Annotated in this window: 15 protein-coding genes and 1 pseudogene; 10 read left to right on the top strand and 6 right to left on the bottom strand. The window is 33.5% G+C overall.

From position 1 onward, the window contains the following. Both EAG08_RS22940 and EAG08_RS11025 read right to left on the bottom strand, forming a co-directional pair. Window positions 1-2446 (bottom strand): annotated as a pseudogene (locus EAG08_RS22940) (bifunctional UDP-N-acetylmuramoyl-tripeptide:D-alanyl-D-alanine ligase/alanine racemase). A 210-nt stretch (window positions 2447-2656) separates the two neighbouring features. Then, on the bottom strand, window positions 2657-3244 hold the full coding sequence (locus EAG08_RS11025) for a thymidine kinase (protein WP_129535478.1): 588 nt from the start codon (window positions 3242-3244) through the stop codon (window positions 2657-2659). Between the two features lie 60 nt (window positions 3245-3304). On the opposite strand from EAG08_RS11025, the gene EAG08_RS11020 reads away from it, so the two are divergent. From EAG08_RS11020 to fabG, 3 genes are all read left to right on the top strand, one after another. After that, a complete protein-coding gene (locus EAG08_RS11020; protein WP_129535477.1) occupies window positions 3305-4822 on the top strand; it encodes a hypothetical protein in 1518 nt (505 codons plus the stop codon). Window positions 4823-4824: 2 nt separating this feature from the next. Next, complete coding sequence (gene rsmI / locus EAG08_RS11015) at window positions 4825-5502, top strand: 16S rRNA (cytidine(1402)-2'-O)-methyltransferase (protein WP_129535476.1); 678 nt, start codon at window positions 4825-4827, stop codon at window positions 5500-5502. A 95-nt stretch (window positions 5503-5597) separates the two neighbouring features. After that, window positions 5598-6341 (top strand): 3-oxoacyl-[acyl-carrier-protein] reductase, encoded by a 744-nt coding sequence (gene fabG / locus EAG08_RS11010; protein WP_129535475.1) that lies wholly within the window; start codon window positions 5598-5600, stop codon window positions 6339-6341. Between the two features lie 56 nt (window positions 6342-6397). Here the strand turns inward: fabG and EAG08_RS11005 are convergent, their stop codons facing one another. The 4 genes from EAG08_RS11005 to EAG08_RS10990 all read right to left on the bottom strand — a co-directional run bounded on the left by EAG08_RS11005 (window position 6398) and on the right by EAG08_RS10990 (window position 11113). Beyond that, window positions 6398-6868: a helix-turn-helix transcriptional regulator gene (locus tag EAG08_RS11005; RefSeq protein ID WP_129535474.1), complete on the bottom strand. Its 471-nt coding sequence runs from the start codon at window positions 6866-6868 to the stop codon at window positions 6398-6400. After that, window positions 6865-7899 carry a tetratricopeptide repeat protein gene (locus EAG08_RS11000; protein WP_129535473.1) on the bottom strand — a complete coding sequence of 345 codons (1035 nt, stop codon included), beginning with the start codon at window positions 7897-7899 and terminating at the stop codon, window positions 6865-6867. The genes EAG08_RS11005 and EAG08_RS11000 overlap by 4 nt, the downstream gene beginning before the upstream one ends. Window positions 7900-7984: 85 nt before the next feature. Further along, window positions 7985-9493 carry a tetratricopeptide repeat protein gene (locus tag EAG08_RS10995; RefSeq protein WP_129535472.1) on the bottom strand — a complete coding sequence of 503 codons (1509 nt, stop codon included), beginning with the start codon at window positions 9491-9493 and terminating at the stop codon, window positions 7985-7987. 579 nt (window positions 9494-10072) lie between these two features. Continuing rightward, a complete protein-coding gene (locus tag EAG08_RS10990; RefSeq protein ID WP_129535471.1) occupies window positions 10073-11113 on the bottom strand; it encodes a GMP reductase in 1041 nt (346 codons plus the stop codon). A 70-nt stretch (window positions 11114-11183) separates the two neighbouring features. Here EAG08_RS10990 and EAG08_RS10985 point away from each other — a divergent pair, with 70 nt between their 5' ends. The 7 genes from EAG08_RS10985 (at window position 11184) to EAG08_RS10955 (ending at window position 23288) form a co-directional block, all read left to right on the top strand. Beyond that, complete coding sequence (locus EAG08_RS10985) at window positions 11184-11948, top strand: prolipoprotein diacylglyceryl transferase (protein ID WP_129535470.1); 765 nt, start codon at window positions 11184-11186, stop codon at window positions 11946-11948. After that, window positions 11945-12178 carry a hypothetical protein gene (locus EAG08_RS10980; protein WP_228446517.1) on the top strand — a complete coding sequence of 78 codons (234 nt, stop codon included), beginning with the start codon at window positions 11945-11947 and terminating at the stop codon, window positions 12176-12178. Before EAG08_RS10985 ends, EAG08_RS10980 begins: the two co-directional genes overlap by 4 nt. 11 nt (window positions 12179-12189) lie before the next feature. Further along, entirely contained in the window at window positions 12190-13593 is a 1404-nt protein-coding gene (locus tag EAG08_RS10975) for a radical SAM protein (protein ID WP_129535468.1), read from the top strand. A gap of 623 nt (window positions 13594-14216) precedes the next feature. After that, a complete protein-coding gene (locus EAG08_RS10970; protein WP_129535467.1) occupies window positions 14217-15020 on the top strand; it encodes a hypothetical protein in 804 nt (267 codons plus the stop codon). A gap of 77 nt (window positions 15021-15097) precedes the next feature. After that, entirely contained in the window at window positions 15098-16033 is a 936-nt protein-coding gene (locus EAG08_RS10965) for a DUF536 domain-containing protein (RefSeq protein WP_129535466.1), read from the top strand. Between the two features lie 7 nt (window positions 16034-16040). After that, entirely contained in the window at window positions 16041-16535 is a 495-nt protein-coding gene (locus EAG08_RS10960) for a T9SS type A sorting domain-containing protein (RefSeq protein WP_129535465.1), read from the top strand. A 33-nt stretch (window positions 16536-16568) separates the two neighbouring features. Then, the gene (locus EAG08_RS10955) at window positions 16569-23288 is read left to right on the top strand and encodes an RHS repeat-associated core domain-containing protein (RefSeq protein WP_129535464.1); all 6720 of its coding nucleotides are present in this window, start codon (window positions 16569-16571) and stop codon (window positions 23286-23288) included. The last annotated feature ends 1 nt before the right edge of the window (window position 23289 follow it).

Below are 23289 nucleotides of genomic sequence, written 5' to 3'. Positions count from 1 at the left end.
TTAATCTTTTATATAGATCCGTTTCACACGAGGAGAAATTGAGGTTAAAACTTCATATGTAATCGTTTTGCAGTAATCTGCAAATTCTTTGAGACTAGGCTTGGCATTAAAAACCGTGACGGTATCACCTTCCTTTACATTCGGAATATCATCTACTTTGATCATCATCATATCCATACAAATGTTTCCGACGATGGGGGCGAGGGTTTTGTTGATGCCTACATTTCCGATTTGGTTACCTATTAATCTCGGAATTCCATCAGCATATCCTACAGGGATTGTTGCAATTTTTGTTAAATGATCTGTCTTGTATTTTCGGCTGTAACCTACAGATTCTCCATTTTCAACTAAAGAAATCTGCGAAATAACGGTTTTAAAACTTACCGTTGACTGAAGCTGCTTCTGAATATCAACATTTGCAGATTCGCCAAGCATTCCAATTCCGATTCTCACCATATCATAATGATGGTTGCTGTAATTGGTGATTCCTGACGAGTTTAAAATATGTCTGAGTGGTTGATAGCCCAACTTTTCAATTAAATAACTTGAGTTTTTTTCAAATATTTCTAACTGTTTTAATGTAAATTCTTTCTCTGTTGGAACATCTGCGGACGATAAATGACTGAAAATACTCTGAACTTTCAGATTTTTATATTCTAAACTTTGGCTTAATTGGTCTAGTTCATATTCCTTAAAACCAAGACGATGCATTCCGGTTTCCAACTTAATGTGGATGGGATATTTTTTATCATACCCAGATTTCTGAACTGCTTCATAAAACAATTCCAAAACTCTGAAACTGTAAATTTCCGGCTCAAGATTGTACTGAATAATTGTATCATAACTGTGCTGCTCAGGATTCATCACAACTATTGGAGTAGTAATTCCTTTTTTGCGAAGTTCAACACCTTCGTCGGCGTAGGCAACTCCAAGATAATCAATGTGATGATGTTGAAGAAACTCGGAAATTTCATAACTTCCTAAACCATAAGCATTTGCCTTTACCATTGCCATCATTTTGGTTGTAGGCTTCAGCAAGGATTTATGGTAATTGATATTGTGAAGAATAGCGTTTAAATTTACCTCTAAAACCGTATCGTGTTTTCTAAGTTCAAGCAAATCCTTCAGTTTTTCAATCTCAAATTTCCTAGCACCTTTTAACAGAATAATTTGATTTTCAATTTCTGTAAGATATTTATTATCAATTAATTCCTGAGTGTCAATAAAAGTGTAGGTTTTAGACTTAAATAAATCTTTGAACTGAGTAATTTCTTTCCCAATCAAAAATAAGTTTTCAAAATTCTGCTCGTTGACCAATTCTGAAACTTCTTCATATAACTCTTGAGAATTGGCATTAACACCGATAATATCTGTTAAAACAAGTGATTTTTTCGACTTCTTATATTCATTGAGAAACTGCAGGGCAGTCTTTAAAGAATCCATATCTAGATTGAAAGAATCATTGATAACTATATTGTTTTTAATTCCTTCTATGGCTTCAAGTCGCATTTCTACGGCTTTCAAAGCGTTGATTTTATCAACTATTTTATCATTACTGATATCTAGTTCTTTTAAAACGGTTATCAGCGCTAAAGCATTCGTTAAAGTGGCTTCATCGCGCTGATGAACAGGGAAGGAGATTTCTTCGTCAAAATAGGTGACGACAACATCTTCTTTTTTGAAATATTATTTTTAAAAGAGACATCATTATTTTCGTTGAATCCGTAAGATATTAACTTTTTACTTGAATAAATTTCTCTTATTTTTCTGTCAACCAATCGATTATCTCCATTGAAAATAATCACTTCAGAATCTTTGAAAAGCTTTATTTTTTCATCAATTAAATCTTCTTCAGACTTAAAATTAGCTGCGTGAGCGGTTCCGATGTGAGTCAATAAACCAATTTGCGGATGGAAAATACTTTCCAAAATCTGCATTTCATTTGGCATCGAAATCCCTACTTCAAATATCCCTAATTGGTGACTTGAATTAATTTGAAGCAAAGAAAGTGGCAGACCAATCTGAGAATTAAAACTTTTAGGACTTTTCACGGTCGTAAATTCACTCCATAAGCATTGATACAGCCATTCTTTGAGAATGGTTTTACCATTGCTTCCTGTAATTCCTATTGATTTTAAGTTTGATTTTTCGAAATGATGTTTTGCCAGTTTCTGAAGAAATTCCACAGAATTTTCCACAATAATCCATGTTACATTTTCAAATTGTGGATATTGATGTTCAGAAATAATGACATTAATTCCTCGGTCTACAGCTGATTCTATAAATTTTTCACCAGAATTTTTTGAGTATTAATTGCAATAAAAGCAGCATTTTTAGTTGAATAAATAATTCTACTGTCAAAAGCTATATTTTTGATTAATAGATTTTTATCACCAATAATTTCTGAACTGGTGATTTCTGCAATTTGTTGTACTGTATAATTCATTGGTGCCCTATCTGCTTATATTTTGTGTCTGATGTATTTGATTCTTAATGTTTTAAGGTGCAAAGATTTCATCTTATATAGAATTTGATCTGAAAAATTGCTGAAAATCTGTGATTTTCTTACGTCTTAAAAAACCAGTTCAGATAAAACTTTGCGCCTTTGCGATAAACCAAATTAGATTGAAACCTTAAACTCAGACTAAATTACTCATTATTTCTTCTTAGAAAGTACTTCTTCAATAAAAACTCGACGACTTACCGCTTCATAACTTTCTGTTTCTCCCAATTCCACCAGATTATTCCCCTGAGAAATTCTCATGGAGTAGTTGGCTAAATTTCCTGTACGTTTGCAGATGGCATGTACTTTCGTTACATATTCTGCCGTTGCCATCAGATTAGGAATCGGTCCGAAAGGTCGTCCTAGAAAATCCATATCTAAACCTGCAATAACGACACGAATTCCGCTGTTTGCCAGTTGATTAGCTACTTCCACAATGCTTTCATCAAAGAACTGAGCTTCATCAATTCCTACCACGTCACAGTTTGACCCCAAGAGAATAATTTCATTAGGATTTTCTACTGCAGTACTTCGGATTTTATTTTTATTGTGCGAAACAACATCTTCATCAGAATATCTTGTATCGGTTTTTGGTTTAAAAATTTCCACATTCTGCCCCGCCATTTCAGCTCTTCTCAGTCTTCGGATCAACTCTTCGGTTTTTCCGGAAAACATGGAGCCACAAATAACTTCCATCCAACCGCTTTGTTTGGAATGATTAATTGTATTTTCTAAAAACATTTGTTATTTTAGCCGTAATATTTTAAGACCAAAAGTAAGCAATTTTAATAAGATTCTTCTATGCAGAACATCCAAGATTTACAGGAAAAGATTTTTTTTGAATCTAAGAATATCATTGGTATTCTAGACAAAATAAACGACGTTGACGAGCTACTTTCTAAGCAAAATCTTATTGATGAGCTTACAGACAGAATTTCATTTTTAAAACTGCTTAAAAATAAGGTAGAATACTATAAAAATGATGATTTACAGTTTTCAGGACCTTTATCAGGCTCTTTTTTAGCTGAAACAATAACCGAATCTCATAATTTTTCTCATGAAGTAACAGAGGAAGAAGCAATTTTCAATAATGAGTTGAACGAGATTGAGGGAAGTGAAAGCAATCTGCCAAATGAAGTCATGGAGGAAGAAGCGATTTTTAATAATCAATTGAATGAGATTGTTAAAAACGAATACCATGAAAATATGGTGAATCTTGCCGAGGAAGAGAAAATTGAAGAGAAGACGGAAGATTTTAATGAAGAAATTACTGAGCAGGAAAATTTAAATATAGAAATCGTTGAAGAAAATGCTGTTTTTAACGAGCAACTGAACGAAATAGAGGAGGAAGAATCTTCTGAAGAAATTTCAAAGGTTTTAAGTTTTGTAGATGAAGAAAGAATTCTTGAAAATTCTGTTCCGGAAGATGAAGACGATATTGATGAAGAAATATTTGACCAAAAAGTAACTGAAGAGGAAGCGATTTTTAATAATCAATTAAATGAAATTGACGAATTTGAAAATGAAATTTCTGATGAGAGTGTTGCAAATGATTTTGAAGAAGAAGAGCAAATTCTAAGCAATTATGAGTCTGCAAAGGCAAATGAAAATTCTTCAGAAAAGATTCCGAATATGTTTGAATCCGAACAGCTTGAAGATGAAATTTTGATTGAAGAATCTGAAAATGAATCTGTTTCTGATGATTTTAAATACGATGAAGACGGAATCATGACTGAAAATTCGAATGTCGAAAGTATTCTGACAGAAATAAAAAAAGATACTGAAACACATGAAGAAGAAATTCTCATAAGTGAAGATATAGACAGAAGAAAAATTGTTGAAATAGACAAACCAACATCTGAGTCTGATAAACCTGCCTCAGATGAAAGTTTTGAAAATCTTGAAGCTTATCAGCAAGAGAAAAAAATAAGACTCGCGAATATAAAAGGTTTAAAATCGATTCAAACATTATTTGATGATGATCATTTGGAAAGAGAAATTCCTCAGGAAAAACCGGCTGCGGTTGTAAAAGAAGATACAGGAAGCCTTTTAAAAACAAATATTCCGACCAATTATATGGAAGCGGAAAAACAAAAACCTGAGTTCAGATTAGATCTGAATGACAGAATGGCTTTTACAAAACTGCTTTTCGGAGGAAGCCAAACAGACCTTAACCATGCCGTTGCTGAGCTGAACAGGTGCAGAAATCTGGAAGAAGCAAAAGAATATCTAAGCGATCTCTACTACGACAGAAAATGGGATAAAGTAGACGAATACGCACAAAGACTTTGGATATTGGTAGAAAATAAATTCTTATAATTTTGAGTGGAATCCTATATTTCGTTCCCACACCCGTTGGGAACTTAGAAGACATGACTTTCAGAGCGATTAAAGTGCTGAAAGAAGTCGATTATATTTTGTGCGAAGACACAAGAACTTCTGGAGTGCTTTTGAAGCATTACGAAATTTCAAAACCTTTAAAATCTTATCATTTACATAACGAGCATCACACTACTGAGAAGGTTATTATTGACCTTCAAAGTGGTCAGAACATCGCAATTATTACAGATGCCGGAACTCCGGGAATTTCAGATCCGGGTTATCTTTTGGCAAAAGCAGGTTCGGACAGCAATATTGAAATGATTTGTTTGCCCGGTGCGACAGCTTTAATTCCGGCTTTGGTGGTTTCAGGATTACCAAATAATGAGTTTTTGTTCGCCGGTTTCCTTCCTCCGAAAAAAGGAAGACAAACAAAGCTGAAACAGCTGGCTGAGGAGAAAAAGACAATTGTTTTGTATGAAAGTCCGCATAAGATTAATACAACTTTGGAGCAGATTAAAGAATTTTTCGGAGAAGAAACGAGGGCAAGTTTGAGCCGCGAAATTTCGAAAAAATTTGAAGAAACTAAAAGAGGTACAATCGATGAGTTAATTGAATTCTCTAAAAGCAAAACTTTAAAAGGGGAGATTGTACTGATTGTGAATAATTCTGTGAAGTAATTTACATTTCAATTAGTATTACAAAATTATTTTAAGATAAATAATATCTTTGCACACTCAAACTAAATGATACAAGATAAATAATAATCATATATATGAAACTATTAGAAGGAAAAGTAGCGCTGATTACCGGAGCTACAAGAGGAATCGGGAGAGGAATTGCTGAAATTTTCGCGCAACAAGGAGCAAAAGTGGCATTTACTTACGCAGGTTCTGTGGAAAAAGCTAAAGAATTAGAAACTACTTTGAGTTCTGTAACTCAAATTAAAGGATATCAGTCTGATGCGTCAGATTACGATGCTGCTCAGAAATTAGTAGAAGAGGTAATGGCTGAGTTCGGTAAAATTGACATTTTGGTGAATAATGCAGGTATTACAAAAGATAATCTGTTGATGAGAATGTCAAAAGACGATTGGGATACTATTATCAAGGTAAATTTAGATTCTGTATTCAACCTTACTAAGGCAGTTATTAAGCCGATGATGAAGGCTAAATCTGGTTCTATTATCAATATGACTTCTGTAGTGGGAGTGAAAGGTAATGCCGGACAAGCCAACTATGCTGCTTCTAAAGCCGGGGTTATTGGTTTCACAAAATCTGTAGCGCTTGAATTAGGTTCTAGAAACATCCGTTGCAACGCTATTGCTCCAGGATTTATCGAAACTGAAATGACAGCTGCTTTAGACGAAAAAACAGTTCAAAGCTGGAGAGATGGAATCCCATTGAAAAGAGGAGGACAGCCAGAAGATGTTGCCAATGCATGCGTTTTCTTCGGTAGCGAAATGTCTTCTTACATTTCCGGACAAGTCTTGAATGTAGACGGCGGAATGCTTACTTAAGAGAAAGATTTAATATAAAATACAATCCCTTTCATTTTTTATGAAAGGGATTTTTATTATTTAGAATCAATATAATTTCTCAACCAAATCTGCAAATCTTTTTCAGGAGAAATTCCTAGTTTTTTGCGGAAATTATAACGGTTGTTTTCAATTGTTTTTACGGCTTTAAAAGTGTAATCTGCAATTTCTTTGGTATTAAACCCTAAATAAATATAAGCAGCAAAAGTAAGTTCAGAAACTTTAAATTGGGAGTTGACTTCCAGCATTTTTATTCTAAAATGTGGATAGACTTCCTGAAATCTGATGAAAAAATCAGGACTGTTTTCTTTCGCTAATTTTCTTACTTCTTCAAATGCTTCACTCAACTGTAATTTTAGGGTATCTTTTTCCTTTTCATTGATTGCTTTTTCAGACTGCAATTGTTTTGTAATTTCTAAAGCCTTTTGGTTTTTGGTTTTTGATTTCTGAAGAAGATAAATGATAAAAACAGTAATTAAAGCTAATAAAGAAACGATCAACCAAGTCATTTTCTGGTTTTTTTCACTTCATTCTGATGCTGTGCTTTTTCTTCTTTCATTACCTCATTCAGTACAAAATCACGTTCTTTTTTCTTTTGAGCATCTAATTTGTTATGCGCTTTTAGGTATAAATCCTGATAATGTTTTGCTTGTGTTGCGTTGCCTTGGGAAATATAGAGCTCTGAGATTTTTTTAAACAATTCGCTTTGGATATCCGGAAAGTTATTTTGTTCAAAGCTATGTATAGCATTATTGTAGTATTGATGGGCTTTTTCGTACTCTTTTTCATGGGTATGAAGATTTCCTAAGCCAATGAGAGATTCTATTTTGCATGGATGTTTTTTTCCATTAAAAAATTCCAGAGATTTATTGTAATAATATTGTGCAGAATCTATTTCATTCTGATTTAAGTGATAATTTCCGAAACCTAAACACGAACAACCATTTTCTATATAAGCATTTTTAAATTTGACTTTCTTTAGAATTGTGTTCTCTTTTTTAAGATAAAAATACATTGAATCCGGCATGTTGATATTCTGAAAAAGATAACTTAGGTTTGAATAAACAGTGCTTTGTGTAAGTGAATCGGTAGTGTTTTTTTTCTTCTTACTATCGAGAATGCTGAGTGCTTTCCTGTAATTTTTAGAAGATAGCGTATATAGGTCCAACAACAGATAATTTCCTCCCAACAATGCAGAAATTCTGGCAGATTGGGTTTTGTCTTTAGCTAAATACTTGCCGTATTTCTGCGCTTTTTTAGCGTGGTGTATACTTTCCATAAATTCCGCATTATCGTAGTAATATGAAGCTAAATAATAGTAACCGTAGGAAAGACCTTTATCGTATTTTAAATTTTCAGATTCAGTAATTATTTTTTTTGAAATATTCAATACAGCATCAGTTCTTCCATCCAAATACAATTGGTTGGCATTTTCTATTAACTCATCAATTTTCTGAGAACCGTTTTGTGAAAACAGCGAAATACTCCACAGTAGGAGAGTTGGTAAAAATATTTTGATTAAGGATCTTTTGAAATCCATTTAATGTTTAGTGATAATAATTTAAAAATTTATATAAAAAAGATTGTACAAAAGATATTGCTAAAACTAAGCCAAGAGCAGAATATTATTCACCATCGATATAATTTCTAAGCCAGAACAACAAATCCTGGTCGGGTGAGAGTTCTAGCTTCTTTCTAAAGTTATAACGGTTATTTTCTATCGTTTTTATAGCTTTAAAAGTGTAATCAGCAATTTCTTTAGTACTAAAGCCCAAATAAATATAAGATGCAAAAGTAAGCTCTGTTATTTTAAAATTCTGATTTATTTTAAGCATTTTCGGAGTAAACTGAGGATGTTTCTCCTGAAACTTGATAAAAAATTGCGGACTGTTTTGTTTTGCAAGACTCATCACTTCGTCAAAACTTTCATTGATTTGGTTTTTAAGCACATCTTTTTCAATCTCCTGAATGGCATTTTTAATTTTTAATTTATCTGTAATTTTCTGCGTATTTGCATTTCTTTTTTTGTTTTTTCTCAGGAAATAGATAATAATTGCTGCGATAATTAATAAAATTGAAATCATTAAAAGGGTATATATTTTATTCCTCTCTTTTTCGATTTCATTATTTTGTTCTTCCTCTTTCATCACTTCATTGATGATTAAGTCTCTTTCCTTTTTCCGTACTTCATCCATCTCAAGATTTTTTTTCTGATAGAGATCCTGGTAGTATTTTCCTTTTACCATATTCCCTTCCTCAATGTAGGCTTCTGAGATTTTTTTGTACAGATTATTAACAAGTTGTGGATAATGATTTTTCATAAAACCATCTAAAGCTTCGTTGTACAATTCATAAGCTTTTTGATAGTTTTTATTTTTAATTTCAAGATCTGCTAAACCGGTAATTGCATCAAACTTACAAACATTATCTTCATTTTTGAAAAAAGCAAGAGACTCATTAAGGTAAATTTTAGCTGAGTCTAATTTGTTGATTTTCAAATAATAATGCCCAAAATCATTCGAAGCACAACCATTTTCGGGATATTCTTTCGTTTCTTTAATTTTTGCAAGACTGTTTTTTTCTTTTTTAAGATAATAATACATAGAATCCTGAAGATTCATATTATCATAAAGTATAGCTAAATAAGAGTAGGAAGTACTTTCAGAAAGATAATATAGCGTGTTTTTATTGGGAACCGTCTGAAGAATTTGAAGTGATTGATGATAACTATCCGCTGACAAGGAATAAAGTTCAAGACTCAGATAATTATCTGCCAGCAAACCGTAAGCTCGTGAGTGATGCAGAATGTCTTTTTTTAGATAATCCTTATACGTAAGTGCCTTTTTTATATAATTGATGCTCTCACGATACTTTCCGACAGTATACAAGCAGGCTGCAAAGTAATAATAACCGCAGCTTAGGCCCATTTCGTCATCTGATTTTTCAGAAAGAGAGATGAGTTTCTGAGATTCTGCTAAAACCTTTTCAGTCTTACCGTCAATGTAGAGCTGTTCTGTATAGTCTAATAAATCAGAAATTTTTTGTTTTTTTGAATCAATTTTTTGAGCAAAAAACAAAATGCTGTTAAAAAAAACAATAAGAAAATATATTTTTGAGGACTTTATAAAATCCATTTTTCTTTAAAACTAATGTTGATTAAATTTTTATATTAAAATAACAAAATTTTCATGAAAATCTTTATGCGTTATATCGATAAGATTGATTTATAATTTGTTGTTGTTTTTAATTAAAGAATAAATGTAGGTTTAAATTAATTATACACAGTATTCTATTTCAAACTTAAAAAATCATAAAATGCCTACAAAAGAAAAAACTTCACATCAATGCAAAGTTTAAAAAAAGAATCAATATAATTTAGATAAAATAGTAAAGTGAAAATTTATGCAAAATGTATCATATAATTTAAAGATAGAATCAACTTAAGAAATGGCTTATAACTAGCAAAAATTTTTTGTAAAAAAGGATAAAAAAAACTCCGAACACTTTTTCCAAGGAGGATAAAATATTCGGAGATGAACTTCTTCCGTCATTCGTATTCTTTGTGTTTTATTTGATGATGCAAATAGACACAAAAACGTAAAAAATACCAAAAAAACTGCCCCTCAACAAACCCTCTAGTTTATAAAACCCTTTGTTCATGGTGTTTTAATTAGCTAAATTATAAAACGGAGCAAAATAAAAAATCGCCAAAATCAGTCATTAAAAATCTGATTTTCCTGCTCCTGAACTCTGATGAAAGTCGTTCTTTTTGATAATTCTTTCAAGGTTGATGCTCCAACATAGGTGCAAGTTGAGCGGACACCGCCCAAAATATCTTTCACGGTTTCAGATACAGAACCTTTATATTTTATCTTTACAGTTTTACCTTCCGAGGCACGATATTCGGCAACACCTCCGGCGTGTTTATCCATTGCGGTCTTAGAACTCATGCCGTAGAAAAGTTTAAATTTTTTTCCGTTTTCTTCGATCATTTCGCCGCCACTTTCATCATGTCCGGCAAACATTCCGCCGAGCATCACAAAATCTGCACCGCCACCAAAAGCTTTCGCAACATCTCCCGGAACTTTACAGCCGCCATCAGCAATGATGTGGCCTTTCAGACCATGTGCAGCATCAGAACATTCGATAATTGCCGAAAGTTGAGGATAACCAACGCCGGTTTTCACTCTTGTTGTACAAACCGAGCCGGGGCCGATTCCCACTTTGATAATGTCTGCACCTACCAAAAGCAGTTCTTCCACCATTTCCCCTGTTACAACATTGCCTGCAATGATAATTTTATCAGGAAAATCTTGTCTTGCTTTCTTTACAAACTGCACAAAATGTTCTGAATATCCGTTTGCGACATCAATACACAGAAACTCAATCTGCGGATGCTTATCAAGAATTAGTTTAATTTTTTCTTCGTCAGCTTTTCCCGTTCCGGTGCTCAGAGCGATATACTGATGAATGCTTGTTTCTTGATTGTCAAGGAATTCAGACCACTCTTCCACGGTGTAATGCTTGTGCACAGCGGTGATGATTTTATCTTTTGCCAATTCAACAGCCATTTCGAAAGTTCCCACGGTATCCATATTGGCGGCGATAATAGGTGTGCCTTTCCATTTTTTCTTCGTGTGGAGGAAGGTAAATTCTCTTTCGAGGTCAACTTCTGAGCGGGATTTTAAGGTTGAACGTTTCGGTCTGAACATCACGTCTTTAAAACCCAGCTTTATATCATTTTCTATTCGCATTTTGGTGAAATTTATTTTTATTTAAATATTAAAATTAATAATTTACCTTAAATATACTACTTTTGGTAGGATGGATTTCCCTGTTACTTTTCAGATTTTTGGTAAAACGATTCTCGCACATCCTGTTTTTGAAACATTAGGGATATTTCTTGGGATGCGTTATTATTTCTTTTTAAAAAGGAAATCATCTGAGAAATTATCATTCAGAATTTCGGCGGCGGTTCTAATAGGAGCTACTGCAGGTGCTTTAATCGGTTCAAAACTCATCGGAAATCTTGAAAACCCTTATGTCTTATTTGAAGATTTTAGTTTTAAAAGAATCTGGACAAATAATACGATTGTCGGTGGTTTAGCCTTCGGACTGATTGGAGTGGAACTGGCAAAAAAAATCGTCGGTCATAAAGAAAGTACCGGAGATTTGATTGTTTATCCTTTAATTTTAGCCATTATCATTGGAAGAATCGGTTGTTTTCTGACGGGAGTTCATGAAGAGACTTATGGTTTACCAACGACATCAGTTTTCGGAATGCATCTCGGGGATGAATATCTCAGACATCCTGTCGCACTGTACGAAATTGCATTTTTACTCTTCATGTGGTTCGAATTAAAAATGATTGGTCGGAAAAATAAATATGTTTCGGGATTTCTGTTTAAGCTTTTCATGCTGAGTTACTTTTCATTTAGATTCCTTTTAGATTTTATTAAACCTAAAATTGACATCATGGGAAATTTGGGAACCATCCAACTCGTATGTCTTTCAATGATTATTTATTATATTTATTTATTAAAAACTAAGAGAAATTTAATTCAACCTAAAAACACAATTAAATTATGAAAATACTGACACTTTTGGAAGTTGGTGGGTTAGAAGGTTTGGTCGCCATGATCATTCTGATGATTCTTGCTGTAGCTTTCGTTGTATCATTAGTTGTTACAGTTTTTGTAAAACTTATTTACGAAAGTAAAGACGGACGAAAATTTTCTAAAAGCCAGTTTTGGACGACAGTTCTTATTTCAATGTTGATTTGCGGATTGATCAGTGGAGCTGTTTGTGGAGGAATGTAAAAATTGAAATTATGCCAGTAAGAAATTATACCTATTACGATTATACCATCAGTCTTTGCCCTGAATGCCTGAAAAGGGTAGGAGCGAAGATCATTATTGAAGATGAAGCGGTTTTCATGACCAAAAGATGTCCTGATCATGGCTTTTTCAAGACAATGATTGCTTCGGATGTTGAGTATTACAAAAATATCAGAAATTACAATAAAGCATCAGAAATGCCCGTTCATTTCGGAACTGATGTGGAATATGGCTGTCCATACGATTGCGGATTGTGTGTAGATCATGAGCAACACAGTTGCTTGTCAATCGTTGAGGTTACCGATCGTTGTAATCTGACCTGTCCGACTTGCTATGCGATGTCATCGCCACATTACGGAAGTCACAGAACTTTGGAGCAGATTGAAGCCATGTTTGACACGATCGTTAAAAATGAGGGTGAGCCTGATGTCGTGCAGATCAGCGGTGGCGAGCCGACGATTCATCCTGAGTTTTTTAAAATTATGGATATCGCTAAGACAAAACCCATTAAACATTTAATGCTCAATACCAACGGAATCAGGATTGCCAACGATCCCGGTTTTGCTGAAAAACTGGCGACTTATGCTCCGGAATTTGAAATTTATCTTCAGTTTGATTCTTTTAAACCTGAAGTTCTGGAAGATTTTCGAGGAAAAGATCTCACGAATGTCCGTATAAAAGCTCTGGAGAAATTAAATGAATTAAATCTTTCTACAACGCTCGTTATCGTTCTTCAAAAAGGAAAAAATATAGACGAGATCGGAAAAGTGATTGAGTTTGCTTTAAAACAAAAATGTGTCCGCGGAATTACTTTTCAGCCTGTCGAAGTTGCGGGAAGAAACCGTGAAGATTCTGCACACGAAAAAATTACTTTAACAGAGGTTCGTCAAGAAATTTTAAATCAGTTTCCCCTTTTGAATGGTGATGATATTATTCCGGTTCCTTGTAATCCGGATTCTTTGGCGATGGGGTATATTTTGAAGCTTGAAGGTGAAACAATTCCTTTAACACGATATATCAATCCTGCTGATCTGTTGAATAATGAAACGAAAAATACGATCGTTTACGAGCAGGATGCAGGTTTGCATATGCAGCTTTTAGACATTTTCAGCACAGGAATTTCAGTGGATAAAGTTCAGCCTAAAGTAAACCAATTATTATGCTGTCTTCCAGAAGTTTCTGCTCCGAATTTAGATTATGACAACTTGTTTAGAATTATCATCATGAATTTTATGGATGCGCACGATTTTGACGTTCGAGCAGTAAAAAAATCATGCGTTCATATTGTCAATAAAGATTTAAAAATAATTCCTTTTGAGACGATGAATTTATTTTACCGTGATGATAAAATTAAATATCTGGAGGAACTACGAAAGAAGGATAGAGTTCTGTTTTAAATTTAAATACCGCAGAACAATAACTTAAAAGTAAAATGTTCCCACAGATTTCACAGATTTGCACAGATTCTTGATAAAATAATCTGTGATTTTCATTATTCAATAAAGACATAGGAATCTGATACGTTAAGAAACCACGAAGAGGTTCGCTGATTCAAATAGAAAAATAAAAAAGCGCAGAAGCAAAATTTAAATTTAATCCGTTAAAAAATTCCCACTGTTCGAAGCGCAAGAAAAATATTAAATAGAAAAACAATAGTCAATTCACGCAAGTTTGGAAATTTTATTATCATAATTGATAATAATTATTACTATTTCAACTGTTCCATCTTCTTCCTTAACCGTGAAATTAACTGCCACATTTTGCCGTTGTAGTATCTAATTTTATAAAGCTATAACGTAAAAAGATAAATGAAATCAAAATCTAATAAAATTTTGACAGAGTAGGACGTTGTCGTAAACTCTTAGTTATTGCAGACTAATTAATTTTTAATACATCAAGTTCTGTTGCAGATTGCAAATAGCTTTGCAAAAACATGATAATGCTCATATTAAATCTCGTTAATGAGATTATAATATAAGTTAAAAAAAAGTTAATTTTGCCGAACAATTTTAAAAACTAAATGAAAAAAATATTACTTGTAAGCACTGCGCTCTTTACCTGCATTTCTTATGCACAAACATGGAATACCTCCGGAAATGCCGGATTATCATCAGCAAATAATTTTTTAGGAACGACAGATAATAATGATCTTGTCTTTAAAACAAATAACACTGAAAGGATAAGAATAAATGCTGCCGGTCAGATTGGAATTGGGGCTAGTCCTGTTTCACACCTAAAACTTAATTTATTTGGAAGTACTGAGTTTAATACTGACAGTAAAGGAGATAGTTACCATTTTTTTAATGAAGCTCAAACCCTTAATCCTGGCGGTGATTTGATGTGGCTGAGTTACAAAAATTATCAGGCAAACGATATTGGAATGCTTACCTTGTCTACTCCTCCAACACCGGGAAATTGGTCTCAACCAATATTTTCAATCAGAAACAGCGGAAAAGTATTTGTTGGCGTTTCCTCTAATAATTACTCTTTATCCGGGTGCTCAGATTGCAACGAATACAAACTATTTGTCAAAGACGGGATTAAAACCGAAAAGATTAAAGTTGATATTGCTTCGACAAATGGTTGGGCTGATTATGTTTTTGCAAAAGGATATAAACTGAAAACTTTGGAAGAAGTGGAGAATCATATTCAAGAGAAAGGGCACCTTCCTAATATTCCTTCTGCAGAGGAAGTGACAAAAAACGGAGTAAATCTTGGAGAAATGGATGCCAAACTTTTGGAAAAGATTGAGGAGTTGACTTTATACACTATTGAGCTTAATAAGCAAATCAAAAAATTGCAGGAAGATATAAAAGGTAAATAAATAATACTAAGTGATATTTTATGAATATTGACTTTGATAACTAATATTTAAAATTAATAAAAACGAAAACTCAACAAATGAAAAAAACTTTACTTTTCGCAGGACTTATATTTAGTTCAATTGTATTTTCTCAAAATACCCAGACAAGAAATGATGCAGGTGCACCAACATCAAACAGTGGCTTTTATGAAACTAACACGCCTATAAATTATCCAGATGGAGCTGCAAGTTGGTGGCATCTATTGGATGTAAGACATACAAACGGAACAAATAATTATGGGATGCAGTTTGCAGGAAGTTTTTTTGATCAGGAATTGTATTTCAGAAAAACTAATGATAACGGTTCTCAACCTTGGAGAAAAGCTATTTTAGAAGCAACTCCGGGGAAAGTAAAAATTGGAGTAAATGATGTTACAGCTTCAGATGCCAATTTAAGAATTTTTCAGGGGGAAAATGCATATGTTGAGTTAGCCAATTCCCATGGGAGATTAGTAATAGCTAAATCTTCTTGCAATGGATGCTTTGCAACTGAAGCTTTACCGGGAGACGCGGTGATAAGAAACATGGGGATTTCACATAATATTTTGTTTTCCATGCCAAACAACAATAATGACGGAAACTCATATATTGGTATAAATGATGGTACAAATAATACTTGGATAAAGTTCTTTAATAATGCGACTGCGAAATTCAATGGGAAAATATTTGCGAAAGAGGTTGAAGTGAAAACAAATGTTTGGGCTGACTATGTTTTTAAGAAAGATTATCAACTAAAGACTTTAGAGGAGGTTGAAAAGCATATTGTTGAAAAGGGACATTTACCAAGTATACCCTCTGCATCAGAAGTTATTGAAAAAGGAATTAATGTTGCTGAAATGGATGCTAAACTTCTGGAGAAAATTGAGGAATTAACTTTATATTCAATCGAACAGCATAAGCAATTAAAATCGCAATCTGAGGAAATAAAGGAACTTAAAAACCAGGTTCAACAACTTATTTTAAATCACAAATAAATTTATTATGAAAAGAAAATTACTTTCGGCGTTCTCATTGATTGTGGGCTTTATAGGATATTCACAAACTCAGACTGAAGTTTATTTCAAATATGATGAAGCCGGAAATCAAAGATACCGTGGTCCTAACGTTAATGGGAAAACGGCTCCAAAAGACTTATTGGCTAAGGAAACAATAAATGATACTGTAAAAGTTGAAGAAAAGGCAGTAGCCGAAACTCCAGCACTTGATGCAAAATCATTCTGGAAGCAGATGAGAATTTATCCTGTACCTGTCAATGACTTTTTGACAATTGATTGGACGGATGAACTTGACGAACTTATTGCTACGGTTTCTATCTACCAGCACAGCACAGTTCACTGGAAATTTCAGCAGCAGAATCTTCCTAATCTCAACAAACAGTTGAAAATAAACATGACCGGTTATGAGTGGGGTGTTTATGTTTTACATGTTCAGTTGAAGGACGGTAGAGTATTCAGCAGAAACATTACCAAACGATAAAAAAATTAATAAACTCCCATATATCTCAAGAATATGAAATTATTCTATTCCATCCTTGTATCTTTTTTTTCGATACTAGGATATTCTCAAACAATATTACATCAGCCAGAAAGTACAACGAGAACTGTCCAGGATCCTCAAATGATTGTTTTAACTCCAGGATTCAATGCAACTTCAGGAGTATCAAATCCATTTGTAGCTAAAATAGGTCCCGGAACGGAAAATCCAGGCGGCGGACCAACAGATTCTCAGGCTGGAGTCAACAATCCTTCAGGGAGCAATGTTCCTCAGGGAATGAGTTTCCACGACACTAAAGGTGATATCGACGTCAATGGAGGTGGACAACTACAATTTACTTTACCTATTGCATTACCTCCAGGAGTAAAAAGCGTAGCACCTCAAGTTAATTTAGTCTACAACAGTGGTGGCAGAAATGGGATTGCCGGATATGGTTGGAATATCTCCGGAATTACAGCTATTTCTAGAGTGAGTAAAAATATTGAAAAAGATGGAAAGATAAAAGGAGTGCAATTAGACTACTCTGATTATTATAGTTTTAATGGGCAAAGATTGATTCTTAAAACTGGCGAATATGGTAAAGATGGTGCAGAATATATTACCGAAAAATACTCAAACATTCAAATTAAATCATTGGGAGCACTATCTGGTCAGTTATGGTCAGGTCCGGAATATTGGGAAGTGACTTTTGAAGATGGTTCAAGGGCTTGGTACGGATCAACTTCTATTGGTGGATCTTCTCCAGCAAGAACACCAACAGACTATAATATTGTAAGATGGCAAGATGCACAAGGAAATTATATCATTTATAATTATTCTCAGAACGCTAATAATGTTTCTGTTATTTCATCTATTCAATGGGGAGGAAATCAGACAATGGGCAAGGCGCATTTTAATGAAATTTTGTTTAATTACATTATAAGAGATTTGAAAGAACAGTCTCATGTTAATGGTGTTTCTTTTATTCAGGACTATTTATTGAGTAATATAGAAGTTCGAACCCATGAAAATACGTCAGCTAAAAGTTTCAAAAAGTATGAAATCAACTATAAAAAACAAGGAACAAATTATCAATTTGTTGATTATATAAAAGAAAAGAATTCTGCAAATGAAGAATCTAACGCAATAGTTTTTGAAAATGGATCGGATGTATCTGTAAGTAATTTATTCAGACAAGATTCTAGATTCGATGATTTGCGATTGAAGAATTTCAGTGGGGATTTTAATGGAGATGGAAAGTTTGATTTGATTAGAGATTACACACTAATGCTTTCAAGACTAGATGGAGCGAATAATTTTAAAAATGTTAATTACGATGGCAGCATCCTTGCTGTAGGAACATATGCTAATACCAATACACCTCTTACTAATCAAGTTTTAATTACTGGAAAGCTTGATATTGATTTAAAAAAATTCCATGTATATTTTTACAAATATCTAAATGACAATTTTATTAAAATAGGATCTAAAGAAATTGACTTAATTAATTATCAATATCTATTTGATTCTGATCCACAATCAGATCCAAGATGTACTTTAGAAGGATTTCCTTCTGTTGATTTTATGGCTAAAGAAATTGATTTTAATGGAGATGGATTATCTGAATTAATATTAGTTTTAAATAATGTAAACTATTGGAGATGTCCTGATTGGGATGGAACTACATATACACAAACTACTTCGATGGGTAATGTGAAATTACATATTGATTTTTATAATAATCAAATAACAGAGGTAAATGAAAATGGATATTATATTGATTATGAAACGAGTGCAGCTATTGATTTTGACGGTGACGGAAAACAAGAACTTCTTGAAAATACTCAAATAAATACAATTAGTCTTTTTTCATTTGATATTGACAGTGGAAAGTTTAATAAAACAGTTCCTGATATTTACCGAGGTGGTAGTGGAGCAACTAGACCTAACCCTATTGTAGGAGACTATAATGGAGATGGAAAAACAGATATTCTAATGGCTGCTGATATTAATTCTTCTGACTGGAAAATGTATATTTCTACAGGAAAAAGTTTTAAAGAGTTTTATTATTCCAATTTATTTTGGTATGAACCCTCTTGGCAGGGTAAACCAAGAAAAAACAGACATATTGTAAGAACATATTCTGCACCAGATTTAAATAAAGATGGTAAAAGTGATTTTGTTATATTCGAATCTCAGGTTTGGTTTAGAGATTGTGCCACATGTTGGAACAACTCTGATTCTAGTTATGGCTTCAATTATTTACGAAATGAAGGAGTAGATTCTTCAGGAAAACCGATGTTTTCAAATGCATATAATATTGCTCCTAAAGAGTTGGTGTGGGATGGTGAAGATATAAACTATTCTATGTATGGAGAACATTATACTCCTCTTTTTGGTAATTTCAGGACTGCACAACTCAATACAGATTTTGTTATTATCCACAAAACAAAATTAATTACTTGGGATTTAGGAAGTAAATTAAATGTGATTTCAAAAATCAAATCCATCACTCAAGGTGGTCTGAAAACAAATATAGAATATGCAAAATTAACCGCTACCGAAAATATTTATAAATCATATTATGATACAAATGCTGTTTTTTATCCTTATGCAAATATTACTGAAAATTTAAATTATGATGTAGTTTCCAGATTAATACAAGGCGAAAGAAAGCAAGATTTTCGATATCGTGATATGATCGGTCATCTACAGGGTAGAGGGATGATTGGCTTTCGCCAATCTGCTCGTTCTACATTCTATGCAGACGGATTGGAAAACACAAAAATTTGGAGTGGCTCAGAAATACATCCAACGAATGAAGGATTACCCTACAAGGATTGGTCAATTAGAACTACAACAGAATCACAGATATTCCCGGCAGACATTTCATTAAATAATGTACAACTACTTGCTTATAAAAACTATGAGTATAAAATTGACAAATTATTGAATGGGCAAGTTGTAACAACGGTATCTAATAGTGATAAGCCAAAAGTCGTTACAGCGATTAACCCTTTTATTACTACCAGTAAAGATTTCTTAAGAAATATTAAAACTGTTCACACTGTTGAAAACTATAACAATATTTATCTTCCTACTAAATCTATACACAACATAAATGATGGTTTTTCTGTTTCAACCTCTGAATTAGAATACTATCCATCTAATTTAACACCCGGAAATAATTATAGTATTGGTAAACCGAAAACTAAAATTTCATCAACACAGGTTTATGGCGATTCAAAAGGATCCAAAGAAGAATACGTTTATGAAAATAATCTTTTGAAAACAGTCAAAACCTGGAACAGAGATAATACAGGCTATCTACAGGAGACTAATGATTATGATGGTTTCGGAAATATCACCCAAAAGGTAATCAGCAACAGTGTAGACTCGAATACCCAAACCACTAAAGCACAATATGATGATAAAGGAAGATTTGTTATTAAGAAAACAGATATTCTGGGTTTAGAAACAAATATTGAATATAATAACTGGGGACAGATCAAAAAGCAAACCGATCCATTAGGAAATATTCTTACCAATACGTATGATGCATGGGGAAAACTTCTTACTTCCAAAACTAATTTGGGAGGGGCTAGAACTTATTTTTATGAAAGAGATGCAAACTCGAATATAACGGTAACTCAAAATGATCCTGATGGTAATACTTCAAAAAAATATTCCAATAAATTAGGACAAGATTATAAATCCTCAACAAAGGCCTTTGGACAAGGACAGTACATTACTAAAGATATTGTTTATGATGTTTTAGGAAGAAAAAAAGCAGAAAGTGAACCTTATTTTGAAGGTCAAAATGCTAGTCTTTGGAATGTTATAACGTATGATGATAATGTATTTCCTGCAAAAGCAACTTCAACTTCTCTAGCCTCAGTTGGGCAAGGTTATCAAGTTACTTCCTTTATTGGAAAACAGGTGCAAACTTCCGTATCTGTAAATACTACAACAGTCAAAGAACTCAACGGATACGGTAGAACCACTACAGAGACCACTGATGCTTTAGGTAATGTAGTTTCTACTACAGATAAAGGTGGAACAATCATTTTTTCATACAATGCAGCAGGAGAACAGATAAAAGCACAATATGCCCAAAACAGCGTAACCACCAAATATGATGTGTGGGGCAGAAAATCCGAATTTAACGATCCTTCGAATGGATTATATAAATATGAATATGACGGTTTTGGACAAACAAAAAAAATCATCAGTCCTAAAGGAAACAAAGAATTTAGCTACAATGTTTTAGGACAATTGATTTCTCAAAAAGAACTTTCTACTGTTGATGGAGGAGAAGCAACCAATAAATTAATTTCCTTTAATTATGATGATAAAGGAAGAATTGTTTCAAAATCAGGAACTTCGAAAGGAAAATCATACAGTTCCAATATCAGTTATGATCCACAGGGACGAGTATTATCATCTTCGGAAAGCGCCAACGGAAAATACTTTATTCAAAAAGGAATTACCTATGACGATAAAGCAAGGGTTACTTCCTATGAAAAGCAATTGTATTCTTCAGGGGTTTTAACAAAAGTATATATAGATAATGTTTACAGCACTTGGAATGGAGAATTGACTACGATCAAAGATAAAACATCAGGAAAAGTATTATGGGAACTTCAAGAAACTAATGCAAAAGGGCAGGTACTTAAAGCTAATCTTGGGAAATCGAAAATATATAACAGCTATGATGGTACTGGTCATTTGTTACGTACTGATCATCAGTATTGGCATCAGCTGCAAGGCACACCAAGCATACTGGAGGTCAATTATAATTTTGATGCAATCAAAAATGAATTAACCAGCAGGATCACCGGTGGTGATTTTAGCATTGCAGAGACCTTTACCTATGATGATAATAACAGATTGATCAATTGGACGAACCCAAGAACCGGGCAGGCTTCTCAAAATACCTACGATGTCAAAGGAAGGATTCTTGAAAACGATCAGGTAGGAATCATCAAGTTTGAAAATTCTGCCAAAATTTATCAACCGACCGGAATGACACTGAATGCGGCAGGGATCCAAAATTACAATAATGATTTAATTCAAAGTATTGTCTATAACGAGAATAATGATCCCGTATTTATTGATGGAGAAAAAGGAGATGTGTCCTTCCAGTATGGGTTAACAAGTATGAGACAAAGGGTAACCTATGGGGGTAACTTCAATATTGATGAGGAAGGTAAATTTACCAAATTTTATAGTGAAGATGGAAGCTTTGAAGTATTGAAAGACAATACAACAGGTAAGGAAAAACATATTCTCTATATTGGAGGAAGTCCGTACGAAAGTAATATTGTATATTTAAAAAACTTTGATGAAAGTAATGGATCTTATAAATTCTTACACAAGGATTATATAGGAAGCATCTTGGCCATCAGTGATGAAGTGGGAAACAAACTAGAACAGAGGCATTTTGATGCATGGGGCAATATGACCCATCTAAAAATTGGAAACGGCTCGATTATCACCGATAAGAATATAATTGATAATACTTCGTTATTTATCGATAGAGGATATACCAGTCATGAACATTTTGCAGAGGTGGGCATTATTCACATGAACGGAAGATTATATGATCCATTATTGAGAAGATTCTTAAATGCAGACGAAAACATACAAGATCCTAGCAATACCCAGAATTATAATAAGTATGGGTATGTTTTCAACAATCCGTTGATGTTTAGTGATCCGAGTGGCGAATATGGGATTGTAGAATCAATGATTATTGCAGCGGGTGTTGCAATACTAGCCTCCGTGGGTACAGATTATTATCTTAATAGACCCGTCGATATTGGAAATATGTTTCAATCTGTTACGATGGCTGTAATATCGGCTGCAGTATCCTATGGAGTTGGCGAAGTTTTTAAAGTAAGTGGCGAGATTGCTAAGGCACTAGGTGAAACAGGAACCATACTTTCCAAAGCTGGTGCCCATGCACTTACGCAGGGAACATTATCTTATGTACAGGGTGGTAATTTCTGGAGCGGAGCATTGGCAGGGAGCTTTTCTAGTGCTTCGAATGATCTATTAGGCCTAGCAACATCTAATATACAGGGCAAACATTTCATGAAAAGTGATGCTTTTGCTTTGCTAAACGGAGCTACGTCAGGAGGAATTGGCTCTGTATTAGGAGGCGGTAATTTTTGGATGGGTGCAGGACAAGGTTTAATTGTTACCACCTTTAATTACCTAGCTCACAAACCTAAATCAACATTTAAGATATATGATAGTGATAGAGAATATGTAGGAAAAATGAAAGTTGAAGCATACGAATTATATACTAACCCAGACAACGGCGAACAAGGAATTCATGTGCAAGTAAAATTTACCAGTGCTTCAAATAAATACTCTGACTATAAATGGGTTCAAACAGTGGGTACAAATGATCCTGATGGAGGGGGTAGCAATTTTACTATGTATAATGATCCCCATAGAGTAGGTGGAAATAACGGACCATTTTATTATGCTAAGAGTGATTATATTACATATGGTTCTCTAATAAAAGACGGAAATAAACATGTATTTAATGATAATCCAACTAGAGGTAGAACTGCTCATACTATAGGTTGGAGAGCTGAATTGTCATTGGTCGGCTTTAACAGTAGTGGAGCTCACGCAGTACATACATTGTATTATGGATTTAATTTATATCCATCAGGCCATACTCTTACAATGCCTATTTACAGTGTTCCTTATCGAAATAATTATTGGTGGTTAAAAAAATAAA

It is taken from the genome of Chryseobacterium sp. 3008163, from assembly GCF_003669035.1.
In the GTDB taxonomy this organism is placed as follows: Bacteria; Bacteroidota; Bacteroidia; order Flavobacteriales; family Weeksellaceae; genus Chryseobacterium.
Note: the sequence above shows the minus strand (reverse complement) of the source record. Positions and strands in the feature narration are given on the sequence as shown.

What these genes read in the sequence shown, in the direction of transcription:
- EAG08_RS11025 (WP_129535478.1), bottom strand. Translation starts at nt 3,244, where the DNA reads ATGTTTTTAGAAAATACAATTAATCATTCCAAACAAAGCGGTTGGATG.
- EAG08_RS11020 (WP_129535477.1), top strand. Translation starts at nt 3,305, where the DNA reads ATGCAGAACATCCAAGATTTACAGGAAAAGATTTTTTTTGAATCTAAG.
- fabG (WP_129535475.1), top strand. Translation starts at nt 5,598, where the DNA reads ATGAAACTATTAGAAGGAAAAGTAGCGCTGATTACCGGAGCTACAAGA.
- EAG08_RS11005 (WP_129535474.1), bottom strand. Translation starts at nt 6,868, where the DNA reads ATGACTTGGTTGATCGTTTCTTTATTAGCTTTAATTACTGTTTTTATC.
- EAG08_RS11000 (WP_129535473.1), bottom strand. Translation starts at nt 7,899, where the DNA reads ATGGATTTCAAAAGATCCTTAATCAAAATATTTTTACCAACTCTCCTA.
- EAG08_RS10995 (WP_129535472.1), bottom strand. Translation starts at nt 9,493, where the DNA reads ATGGATTTTATAAAGTCCTCAAAAATATATTTTCTTATTGTTTTTTTT.
- EAG08_RS10990 (WP_129535471.1), bottom strand. Translation starts at nt 11,113, where the DNA reads ATGCGAATAGAAAATGATATAAAGCTGGGTTTTAAAGACGTGATGTTC.
- EAG08_RS10985 (WP_129535470.1), top strand. Translation starts at nt 11,184, where the DNA reads ATGGATTTCCCTGTTACTTTTCAGATTTTTGGTAAAACGATTCTCGCA.
- EAG08_RS10980 (WP_228446517.1), top strand. Translation starts at nt 11,945, where the DNA reads ATGAAAATACTGACACTTTTGGAAGTTGGTGGGTTAGAAGGTTTGGTC.
- EAG08_RS10975 (WP_129535468.1), top strand. Translation starts at nt 12,190, where the DNA reads ATGCCAGTAAGAAATTATACCTATTACGATTATACCATCAGTCTTTGC.
- EAG08_RS10970 (WP_129535467.1), top strand. Translation starts at nt 14,217, where the DNA reads ATGAAAAAAATATTACTTGTAAGCACTGCGCTCTTTACCTGCATTTCT.
- EAG08_RS10965 (WP_129535466.1), top strand. Translation starts at nt 15,098, where the DNA reads ATGAAAAAAACTTTACTTTTCGCAGGACTTATATTTAGTTCAATTGTA.
- EAG08_RS10960 (WP_129535465.1), top strand. Translation starts at nt 16,041, where the DNA reads ATGAAAAGAAAATTACTTTCGGCGTTCTCATTGATTGTGGGCTTTATA.
- EAG08_RS10955 (WP_129535464.1), top strand. Translation starts at nt 16,569, where the DNA reads ATGAAATTATTCTATTCCATCCTTGTATCTTTTTTTTCGATACTAGGA.